Annotated in this window: 9 protein-coding genes; all 9 read left to right on the top strand. The window is 58.6% G+C overall.

Going from position 1 to position 11,006, the window contains the following annotated elements; all coding sequences use genetic code 11:
* The first annotated feature begins 32 nt into the window (after positions 1-32).
* Positions 33-1,178, top strand: a complete 1,146-nt coding sequence (locus HRU82_16465; GenBank protein ID QOJ36440.1) for a sensor histidine kinase — start codon at positions 33-35, stop codon at positions 1,176-1,178.
* Entirely contained in the window at positions 1,175-1,816 is a 642-nt protein-coding gene (locus HRU82_16460) for a response regulator transcription factor (protein ID QOJ36439.1), read from the top strand. The genes HRU82_16465 and HRU82_16460 overlap by 4 nt, the downstream gene beginning before the upstream one ends.
* 162 nt (positions 1,817-1,978) lie before the next feature.
* The gene (locus HRU82_16455; protein QOJ36438.1) at positions 1,979-2,182 is read left to right on the top strand and encodes a hypothetical protein; all 204 of its coding nucleotides are present in this window, start codon (positions 1,979-1,981) and stop codon (positions 2,180-2,182) included.
* Positions 2,179-2,430: a hypothetical protein gene (locus HRU82_16450; GenBank protein ID QOJ36437.1), complete on the top strand. Its 252-nt coding sequence runs from the start codon at positions 2,179-2,181 to the stop codon at positions 2,428-2,430. The genes HRU82_16455 and HRU82_16450 overlap by 4 nt, the downstream gene beginning before the upstream one ends.
* Positions 2,431-2,889: 459 nt before the next feature.
* The gene (locus HRU82_16445) at positions 2,890-4,212 is read left to right on the top strand and encodes a TolC family protein (GenBank protein QOJ36436.1); all 1,323 of its coding nucleotides are present in this window, start codon (positions 2,890-2,892) and stop codon (positions 4,210-4,212) included.
* A gap of 59 nt (positions 4,213-4,271) precedes the next feature.
* On the top strand, positions 4,272-5,444 hold the full coding sequence (locus HRU82_16440; protein ID QOJ36435.1) for an efflux RND transporter periplasmic adaptor subunit: 1,173 nt from the start codon (positions 4,272-4,274) through the stop codon (positions 5,442-5,444).
* A 4-nt stretch (positions 5,445-5,448) separates the two neighbouring features.
* Positions 5,449-8,574 (top strand): efflux RND transporter permease subunit, encoded by a 3,126-nt coding sequence (locus HRU82_16435; protein ID QOJ36434.1) that lies wholly within the window; start codon positions 5,449-5,451, stop codon positions 8,572-8,574.
* A gap of 219 nt (positions 8,575-8,793) precedes the next feature.
* Positions 8,794-9,108, top strand: a complete 315-nt coding sequence (sugE, locus tag HRU82_16430) for a quaternary ammonium compound efflux SMR transporter SugE (protein ID QOJ36433.1) — start codon at positions 8,794-8,796, stop codon at positions 9,106-9,108.
* A 48-nt stretch (positions 9,109-9,156) separates the two neighbouring features.
* A complete protein-coding gene (locus tag HRU82_16425; GenBank protein QOJ36432.1) occupies positions 9,157-10,638 on the top strand; it encodes a sigma-54-dependent Fis family transcriptional regulator in 1,482 nt (493 codons plus the stop codon).
* The last annotated feature ends 368 nt before the right edge of the window (positions 10,639-11,006 follow it).

The following is an 11,006-nucleotide window of genomic DNA, read 5'->3' as shown; positions in this document are numbered from 1 at the left end:
GAGCACGGATAATGGTACGATAGGGCTGTGCCATGATGACCGACCATCACAATCGGTGGATCCTGCCGACACTCGTGCTGCTGAGCGTCGGTCTGTTTGCCCTCGATCTTTTCATGCCGCTGGGCGTCGCCAACGGCGTCCTCTACGCCGGGCTGGTGTTGTTGGCGTCAGCGTCATCGAACCCTCGCCTGCCGATGCTGACGGCCTTCCTCTCCACTCTGCTCCTGATTGTCGGAGCAGGATTCGGTCCGTACCTCGACAGCATTCCGCTCTGGGTCGGCGTGGTCAACCGCAGTCTCAGCCTGGTGATCGTCTGGATGTCCGCCGTGTTACTGCGACAACGGCACGAGGCGGAAATTCGTTTGCGCCAGGCCAAGGACGAGCTGGAGGAACGCGTCGCCGCCCGCACCAAGGAATTGGCCGATGCGAACCGGTCGCTGCTCAACGAAATTTCGGAGCATGTGGCGACCGAGGAATCGCTCCGCGCGAGCGAACAGGCACTCGCCGGCAGCCGGCAGGAACTCCAGGATTTGGCCGCCCGCCTGCTTACGGCTCAGGAGGAGGAACGCCGGCGCATCTCTCGGGACCTTCACGACGACATCAACCAACGCTTGGCCATGCTGGTGGTCCAAGTCGAATCATTGGACGCCAATCTTCCCCCCGGCGCGGAGCGGTGCGGCAAGGAGCTGCGTTCGATCCAGGACCGGTTGACCGAACTGTCGGACGACGTCCGGCACCTGGCCTACCAATTTCATCCGTCCATTCTCGACGACTTGGGCCTCACCGTGGCCTTGCAACGCCTGGTCGATGACTGCGCGGCCCGCTCGAATCTTCACGGTCGGTTTGAAGGGCAACAGGCTGTGCGGCCCCTACCGCAGGAGGTGTCAACCTGCCTCTATCGCATCGCCCAGGAGTGTTTAGCCAATGTCATGAAACATGCGCGCGCGACGGAAGTAGTGGTCACATTGTCCCATGAGACCGATGCCGTGACCTTGACGGTGCAGGACAACGGAATCGGTTTCGACCTCCACGGTGTCACCGACAGCCACCGCGGCCTCGGCCTCGTCAGTATGGCGGAACGGGTCCGCCTGGTTCAGGGTACGGTCACCATCGACTCGGCCCCCCGAGAGGGCACATGCCTGCGCATTCGGGTTCCCCACGCGGAGGTTCCGGCATGACCACGCCTCGGGTGTTGCTTGCGGACGACCATACACTCGTCCTGGAAGGATTCCGGCGCATCGTGGAGCAGCGCTGCCAGGTCGTGGGCACAGTGGAAGATGGGCGCTCGCTGCTAGAGGCGGCCGTGCGGTTGCAGCCGGATTTGATCCTGCTGGACATCTCCATGCCGCTGCTGAACGGCATCGACGCCGCGCGCCAGGTGAAGAAGGTCTTGCCCGACGTCAAACTCGTTTTTGTCACCATGCACGCCGATCCTGCCTATGTGAGCGAAGCCTTCAAGGCCGGAGCGGCGGCCTATCTCCTCAAACGTTCAGCCGCCCGCGAATTGGACCATGCCATCGATTCCGTTCTGAAAGGGCAGTATTTCGTGACCTCCCTGCTGACCAAGGATCTCGTGGCCTCTCTCTCCGAGGGCCATGAGAATTTGTTTTCCCAGCGCCAGGACCTGACGCCGCGCCAGCGTGAGGTGCTGCAGCTCGTGGCGGAAGGCCGTACCATCAAAGAGATCGCCGCGCTCCTGAATATCTCGCCCAAGACCGTCGAGTTCCATAAAGCCCAAATCATGTTTCACCTCAACCTGCACACCACGGCCGAGTTGACGAAATATGCGCTGTCGCACGGCCTGACATCGACCTAGCCCATTCGCCTTACCGGCCCCCGGCAATTTTTCCCCGGTGACCTAGGAGGTCGCCTAGTTGTCAGGCGCGCCCCGCCTTCGCTACTGTACGCGACAGTCGTCGCACTCAATATCATGTGTGCCCGTGATTCTGTCCCCATCTCGTCGAAGGAGGCCTGGGCGATGGATCCCGAAGCCATGCAATGCCAGTTCTGCTGGCGCGTGCAGGACAACGGAGTAGATGGGTGCTCGCCCGCCGTGTGGGCCGATCTTCCGGCGTTCTTGCAGAAATACCATGAGACGCCACATGCACGTACGTTTTCCGAAGGGTACTGCCCGCAGTGCCAACGGTTTTATGGCCAACTCACGCAGGATCTGCGATCGTGAGCAAGCACTCGATTGCCTCTCCCCTAAAATCGTGGGTCGAAACCGGATGCCCACGGTGCCACAGCCTCATGGTCCAGGAGACGTTCGTCGATTTCCAGGCCGATACGAATCCGGTCAGTTTTTCCGGTTGGCGATGTATCGTCTGCGGCGCCATCGTGGACACCGTGATCGCGCGACATCAAGTCCTGCGTCCCCAACCCCGCATGCATCACACTCGGGCCAGGAAACCGTTGCTTCGGCTGGGTTAGGCTCAATCTCCACCCGTCTGAGACGCGGAATCATACGGTCTCGGCAGCACCCTCGTCACCGACGGTATCCCTGGCGCGGATCACCGCACCGCTCGGGCGCCTCGAGATGATCCCATCGCCAGGTCAGTACCACCGAGTCGTGCAGGGCTGGACCCGCAAGGCCGCGGGTCAGGGGAATCCCTCCTCACACCACCCAGCCTGTTCGTTCGCCGAATATTCTCATCTGGCGCCTGTAGAGATGTTGCCGTGGCCACCACTAGAAATGTCGAGCGATCGACTTGGATCGGTGAAGATGATAGGTTGCTGGAATAGCGCTGAGATGCGAGTGACACACCGTTCCCCGGGATCACTCCGCCTCGGCTGCAGGGAGGAAAGGCAACCATGACCCAGACAAACCAATCAGAGTCCGTCCTGATATCGAACCAGTCGACTGGAGTGTGCGGCTCTGGGAGGATCAGAGTGTCCCCGATCCGGGCTCTCCCCGCCGCAGGACTCCTCTCGATCGTACTCCACGCGGGCTTGTCGTTGCACCCGCTGCCGGCATTGGCTGCGCCCCCGACGGCTATGCCACCGGCCGCTGCAACCCCATCGGGGCCGTCTGAGCCCCTGTATTCGCTGGAGTCCGTACTCAGTCTGGCCCTCGCCAAGAATCCGACCGTAGCCAGCGCGGAGAGCACGATTGAGCAGAGCCGAGGGCATGAGGTAGCAGCCTATACCTATCCCAATCCATCCATCAGCGCGAACAGCGGCAGGGGCCGGATGCGAGACCTCGGGTTGTTTGACCCGGCTGTCCGAGAAACCGTGACGGAATTCAATCTCTCCGTCGGTCAACCAATCGAATGGCCGTCGAAGCGGGCGGCCCGACAACGTGCGACCGAGGCCGGAGTGGCCAGCGCCTCGGCCGGCTTGGCGGAGACCCGCTTGAATCTAATCGCCGACGTCAAGGTGGCCTTTTATGACCTCCTGCTCGCTCAGCGCACACTGATTCTCGCGCAACAAAACCTGGCGACCGTGGAAGACGTGGACAAGGCAGTGCGAACCAGGGTACGGCTGGGAGAAAGTCCGCAATTCGAGGCCATCCGTTCTGGAGTCGAGGTGCTCAAAGCTAACCAGCTGGTGACCAGAGCCGCGAACCGTGTGCGCGTCAACCGGGTCATGCTCGACACCCTGACGGCCGGTTCCCTGGGCTCTGCCTACGCTATCGAGGGACAACTGCATCGCCTGGGCCCAAGCTTCGGCATCGACATTCTGACTCAGCGGGCCGTGACGGAGCATCCGACTATCACACGCCTGGCAAAATTCGTGGAGCAGGCCGATCATAGCCTAGAATTCGAACGCCAGGCGCGGGTGCCGAATATCACCATCGGCGGCAGCTACTGGCGGGAAGTCGGCCGAGAAGCCTTTACCGGCGGCGTCTCCTTTCCCACCCCTGTGTGGGATCGACGGCAGGGCGAAATCATCTCGGCCTTCGGAAGCAAACGCAAAGGGGAAGCCGAATTTCTACGCGCACGGAATGAATTGATCCGCAACGTCAATCAGCACTTTCAAGATGCCAAGACCACGGCCGACATGATCGAGGTCTATGAAAAGGGCATGCTCAAACAGGCGGATGAAGCGCTACGGATCGCGAAGTTCAGTTTTCAACAAGGCGCCTCCAGCCTGATCGAAGTGCTGGACGCGCAACGTGTGCAACGCCAGATTCTGTTAGACTATGCACAGGCCCAATTTGATCTCTCGGTCGCATTGGCGCTCCTGGAACGTGCCGTTGGAGGCCCACTCTAATGCTGCAGCCCTGCCCGATCATTCCGCGATTTCAACCGGCCCGACTGAGTCGCCTTCGGATGTCTGCTCTCACGGCACTCCTAGGCGCCACCTTCGCTTGTCTCTCCGCGGGATGCGACGGTCCGCCCTCAAACGCAACCGGCGCCAACGCCCCCACGCCCGTCGTCGACAAAAGCGTGGTGCGCCTGACCGCCGATGAAATCCAGACCTCCGGCATTCTCGTACAGCCGGTCAGGCGGGCTGAGTTCCGCACCACCCGTGATTTTCCAGGCACCATCGAGCCCAACGAACATGCCTTGGCGGAAATCACGACATTGGTTCGCGGTCGAGTGATTGACGTCTACGCCGACCTTGGCAGGGAAGTGAAAGGGGGCAACTTGCTGGCCCTGCTCTACAGCAGCGAACTGGGTATGGCTCAATCCGCCTACTTAAAAGCCACGGCGAAACTCAATGTGGCCGACCGCGCATTCCGCCGAGCGGAATTGCTCCTGAAGGAGAAAGTGATCGGCTTAGCCGAATTGCAGCGACGTGAGGGGGAAATGCTCAGCCTGAGGGCCGAGCTGCGAGAAGCCCGGGACCGTCTCCTGCTCCTTGGGCTCACCGACGACGATTTACGTAATTTGGATCGCAACCATACGATTCGTTCGCATGTGCCGGTGGTGGCACCGTTCGATGGCCGGGTGATCGCCCGTAACTTGACCAAGGGAGAAGTCGTCGAGACGGCGGAAAAGCTGTTCGTGGTCGCGGATCTGTCCGATGTCTGGGTCACCGCCGTTATTCCCGAGAAGGACATTCCCTACATTCGCCCCGACCAAACAGGGAGCGAACAATCCGTAGAGGTTCTGGTGGCCGCCTATCCCGGACAGGTGTTCAAGGGGCGCATTACGTATGTGGGCGACGTGCTCGATCCTGCAACCAGGACCATGCGTTTGAGATTAGAACTTCCGAATCCCGAGCGCAAACTCAAACCCGCCATGTATGCCACGGTGCGCGTCTATTCCGAGCCGGAACCGAATGTCTTGCTCATCCCCGAGGCCGCCGTTCAACGAGACCGAGATCGACAGTTTGTCTTCGTCCAGCGTGAACCGACCGTCTTCGAAGCCCGCGACGTGAAGCTGGGCAGTTCGAACGGCCAGGACGTCAAGGTCCAGGACGGTCTGCTGGAAGGCGAGACGATTGTCACGAACGGTGCATTCGTCCTGAAGTCCGAATTGCTCGGGGAACAAATCTAGCCTGATGTTATCCTCCTTCCTGGCCTTTGCTCTCCGCCAACGTGTCCTGGTCGTGGTGCTGGCGTGCATCCTCACCGCCGGCGGCATCTACGCCTTCCGCACGATCGCCATCGACGCCTTCCCCGATGTCACCACGGTGCTCGTCCAAGTAGTGACCAAGGTACCCGGGCTGTCTCCGGCCGAGGTGGAACGGTTCGTGACCTTCCCCATGGAACTGCAGTTGATGGGCGCCCCCGGCCTCACCGACATCCGCTCATTCTCGAAAGTCGGCCTGTCGATGATAACCGTCGTCTTCAAGGACGACATCGACATCTATTTGGCTCGACAGGTGGTGCTCGAACGGATACTCGAAGTCCAAAGCTCCCTGCCGCCGGGCACCACGTCACAATTGGTGCCGAATACGACCGGGCTGGGCGAGGTCTATCAATTCTACCTGGAAGGGCCGCACGACAACGACCCCGGCTTCGTCATGACCGAGACGGACTTGATGGAACGGCGGACGCTGGAGGACTGGGTGATCAGGCCGCTGTTGAAAGGGCTGCCCGATGTGGTGGACGTCAACTCGCTGGGAGGATTCGTCAAGCAGTATCAGGTGATGGTCGAGCCAGGCTTGCTTCGAAAATATGGTCTGGCGTTGCACGATGTCTTTGATGCCGTGGCGAAGAACAACGCCAATGCCGGCGGGAACATCCTGGAGAAAGACGACGAAAAATATGTGATTCGCGGCGTCGGCTTGATCAAAAAGCTGGAGGACATCGAACACATCGTCGTCAAGGAAGTGGGCGGCACGCCGGTGTACGTCCGGGATGTGGCGGAGGTGCGGATCGGGCACGCCGTCCGACACGGCGCCGCCGTGATCAACGGCAAGCACGAAGTGGTCACCGGCATTGTCCTCATGTTGCGCGGCGGCAATGCCCGGGACGTCGTCCAATCCATCAAGGACAAGATCGACGAGATCCATGAAAAGCGCATGCTGCCCGACGGGTTACGCATCGTGCCCTTTTACGACCGGATCGAGCTGATTACTGCGGCGCTCGCCACCGTCTATAAGGCCCTGCTCGAAGGTATCGTGCTGGTCGTCGTGATCCTCTTCCTGTTCCTCGGAAACGTGCGAAGCGCGCTCATCGTGACCGCCACCTTAATCGTGACGCCGCTGGTCACCTTCATCGTCATGGATCAAGTCGGGTTGACGGCCAATCTGATGTCGCTCGGCGGGCTGGTTATCGCGATCGGCATGATGGTCGACGGCTCGGTCGTCGTGGTGGAAAACGTCTATCGGCACTTAGCCGAGCAACGCGATGATCATTACAACAAGACCGAGGTCATCCTCCATGCCGTCGCGGAAGTCGGCCAACCCGTGATCTTCGGCATCCTGATCATCATCCTCGTCTTTCTGCCCATTCTGACGCTACAGGGCATGGAAGGGAAAATGTTTCAACCGCTGGCCAACACGATCATCATCGCGCTGGTGGTGTCCCTAGTTCTGTCCCTCACCCTCTCGCCCGTCCTTTGTGCGCTCGCCCTGAAACGCGGAACCGAAGAGGATACCTTTCTGCTCCGCTGGGCCAAACGGGTCTACCTCCCGACATTGCAGTGGGCCATGGGACATCGCATCACAGTGCTGGCGCTCGCGCTGGGTCTCCTGGGATCCAGCCTGGCGCTGTTCCCCTTTCTTGGAGGTGAATTCATCCCTATTCTCAATGAAGCGGCCATTTCGCCCCAAACCATTCGTTATCCCAGCATTGCATTAGACAAATCGATCGAAATTGAAAAGGAAATGCAGCGGGCCGTGCTGGAGTTTCCCGAAGTACGCATGGTGGTGTCAAAAATCGGCCGCTCGGAGATGGGAAACGATCCTCAGGAGCCGAATGCCAGCGACCCGGTCGTGAGTCTGCATCCGATGGACCAATGGACCACCGCCAAAACCAAAGCCGGACTCGACGATGCCGTCCGTAAACGTATCGAAAAGGTGCCGGGCGCCAACTTCCTGCTGAGCCAGCCGATCCAACAGCGCGTGGATGAACTGCTGTCCGGGGTCCGTTCCGAGGCGACCATCAAAATTTTGGGAGACGATTTGGAGGTGTTACGAGCCACGGCGGAAAAGGTTCAAGCCATCATGACTTCCGTCAAGGGGGTAGGTGATGTGCGGGTGGAGCAGCTCTTCGGTCAGACGTACCTGACCATCGACATCGACCGTGGCAAGATTTCCCGATATGGCATCAACGTGGCACATATTCAAGAGATCATTACGACGGCGATCGGCCAAGAAGCGGCAACCACCGTCTATGAAGGCAACAAGCGATTCGATCTGACGTTCCGATATCCGGAGAAATATCGCAACAGCGTCGAAACCATTCGGAACATCCTTCTGACCACAGCCAACGGCGCACTGATTCCTCTCGGCGACCTTGCGACAGTGGAACTGCGGGAAGGCCCGTCATTGATCAGCCGCGAGGGGTTGCAGCGCCGGATCTATGTCGGCTTCAACACTCTCGGACGAGACATCGAAAGCGTCGTCGCGGAAGCCCAAGCCAAAATTGCAAAGCAGATCCATCTTCCGTCCGGTTATCACTTTGTCTGGGGTGGCTCCTTTGAAAACATGCAGCGCGCGATGGCACGACTGAAAATCATCCTGCCGATTACGATCGGCCTGATCTTCATCCTATTGTTCGCTTCGTTCAACTCCGTCCGCCACGCAGCACTGATCATCATGAATCTGCCATTCGCCATGATCGGCGGCATCATCGCTTTATGGTTAACGGGAGAGTATTTGAGCGTACCCGCCTCGGTAGGCTTTATCAACCTGTTCGGTGTCGCGGTGCTCAACGGCATCGTGCTGGTCTCTTACTTCAACAAATTGCGCGAAGACGGCCTTCAGTGCGACGAGGCCGTGATCAAAGGTTGCACGCTCCGTCTCCGACCGGTCCTTATGACTGCCTTAGTCGCCCTACTCGGCCTGATCCCGCTGGCATTTGCCCATGGGATTGGATCGGAGGTACAGCGTCCCCTTGCTGTGGTCGTCATCGGAGGTTTGGTCAGTTCCACGCTTCTGACGTTGGTCGTCCTGCCGGTACTGTATAGGTGGTTCAACCAGGACCAATCAATCGCTCCTCAAGCTCCCCATTCCTAAGGAATCTCTCATGGCCAACGACGAAACGGTTTTTCCACGCTCCCCTGCCCGTGAGTGTCGGTCCAGCGGTTTCGTACCTAGTGAAATACCGGGGATTCAATCGACATACACTCCTGATAGGATGCATCCGGGGCGGCTCCTTCGCATAGCTGAGCGCATCGCGCGCGATGGCCCTTCTCCCTTCGAATTCCACGCCAGGGAGTGTCGGAGAACTTGACTATGGCTTGGACCTATCTGATCATCGCAGGACTACTCGAAATTTGTTGGGCTATCGGTTTGAAATACACCGATGGCTTCACGCGACTGTGGCCCTCGGTTGGCACGCTCGTGGCGATGGCGGCGAGTTTCATATGTCTCGCACAAGCCCTCAAGAGCATCCCGGTAGGGACCGGCTATGCTGTCTGGACGGGCATCGGTGCCTCGGGGACCGCCTTGCTGGGCATAGTCCTCTTCGCAGAATCCACCTCCACCGTGAAGATCATCTCACTGGTCTGTATCGTGCTCGGTATTATTGGTCTGAAAGGCAGCTCATAACCCCCTTCCCCTGCCTTCGGTTGGCATCGACCCGCTCTTCATGCCACAATGCGAACGGACGGTCCGTACGACGACCGCATCGATTCCGAACTACTCATCATTCCGCCCATGTCCGGCAGCAAACAGAAAAACTTCACGATCCTGCTGGTCGAGGATAATGCCGAGGACGTGGACATGTTCCTACGCGCCGTCGAACACGAACTCCCCCGCCACGAGGACGAGCAGGTAGAGTTGGTGATCAATGCGACTGCAGAAGGCGCGTTGGAGCGGCTCCGAATACAGTCTATCGACCTCATCATTGCCGACGTTCGCCTGCCGGGAATGAGCGGGATCGAACTCCTGCAACGCGTCCAAGACATGCAGCGGCGCATTCCCGTCCTCATGGTGAGTTGGGTCCATGCCATCGAAACGGTCATCGATGCTATGCGGCACGGGGCCTTCGACTACATCGTCAAACCCTTTGAGACGATGGACCTCGCGACCCGCATCCACCGGGCGATGCGGATGTCGGAAATCCTTTCACAGACTTCCGCGGAGGACGCGCCGCCCTCCCACCTTCCCTTCAAAAACCTTGTCGGGGTGAGCGCGCCGATCCGCAACGTAATGGCCATGATCGATGCCGTCGCAAAGGTCCCTTCCACTACCTTGATCATCGGGGAAACGGGCACTGGAAAAGAACTCATTGCGAAAGCAATTCACGAGCGAAGTCTTGAGTGTGACGGCCCGTTCCAAGTCGTCGACTGCACGACCTTTTCCGAGGGCACGGTGGAGAGTGAATTGTTCGGACATGTCCGGGGAGCCTTCACCGGCGCCGTGGCCGACAAGACCGGCCTCATTGAGTCCGGACGACATGGCACGGTCTTCCTCGATGAAATCGGCGACCTCCCGGCGAACTTACAGGCGAAGCTCTTGCGGGTTCTAGAGGAGGGGGAGGTCCGTGCTGTCGGCAGCACACAGCAACGAAAAGTGAACGTGCGATTTATCGCCGCAACCAACCAAGACCTTGCGGAAAAGGTCAAACGCAACGAGTTTCGGAAGGATCTGTTTTTCCGCCTTAATGTCATGGTCATCCGGGTCCCCCCGCTTCGTGAACGGACGGAAGATATCCCGGTCCTGGCACGGCACTTCATCACGCGGTACGCCAAGGAATTCACCAAGCATGTCGAAGACTTACATCCATCAGCTGTTACAGAGCTGGTGGCCTATCCTTGGCCGGGCAATGTACGGGAACTCCGCAACGTGATGGAACGAGCCGTCATGTTGGCAAAGGGTACGCGCATCGGCCTAAACGATGTGGCAGGCATGCTGTCCGTGTCAGACCGTCAGCAAGAATCCGGCGATGAAGATTATCTCCACCTCCCCTATGCCAAGGCAAAGGAGCAGATCCTAGAGGCCTTCAACCGTCGATACATTTCCAACAAACTCACCATCCATCGCGGCAATGTCACCCATGCCGCCCAGGATGCCGGCCTTCCCCGCTCTTATTTCCACGAAATCATGCGCCGCTACGTCAAAGACGAAAAGCTCTGACTGTCAGTCATGACTGACAGTCAGAGGACCATTGATTACATAAAGCATTGTATTTGGAAGCATTTGCTCAAAACTGCTTCATGGTCAGCTTTTACAGACACAACTTTATACTTACTTTTCAATCACTTACACAAACGAATCACCTTGCAGTCAGCATTTCCTGACTCACGAAACATATCGGTTCATTTCCCTCTCCATCCCACCTCAAACAAATCATACAAGCTATTGATTTAATTATATTTATACCGCTCAACCAGAACAGCTCTCTCTAGCCTCTCGGCACACGAATTGTAATACCTCTCCCTTGCGAGCGAATGTCCGCTCGCTAAAACCGAATTGCGAATCGACTGACGTTTCCAATTCGACAC

Source organism: Nitrospira sp. (assembly GCA_015709715.1).
Classification (GTDB): Bacteria; Nitrospirota; Nitrospiria; order Nitrospirales; family Nitrospiraceae; genus Nitrospira_A.
The sequence above is the reverse complement of the archived record's forward strand: the minus strand, read 5'-3'. Positions and strand labels throughout refer to the sequence as shown.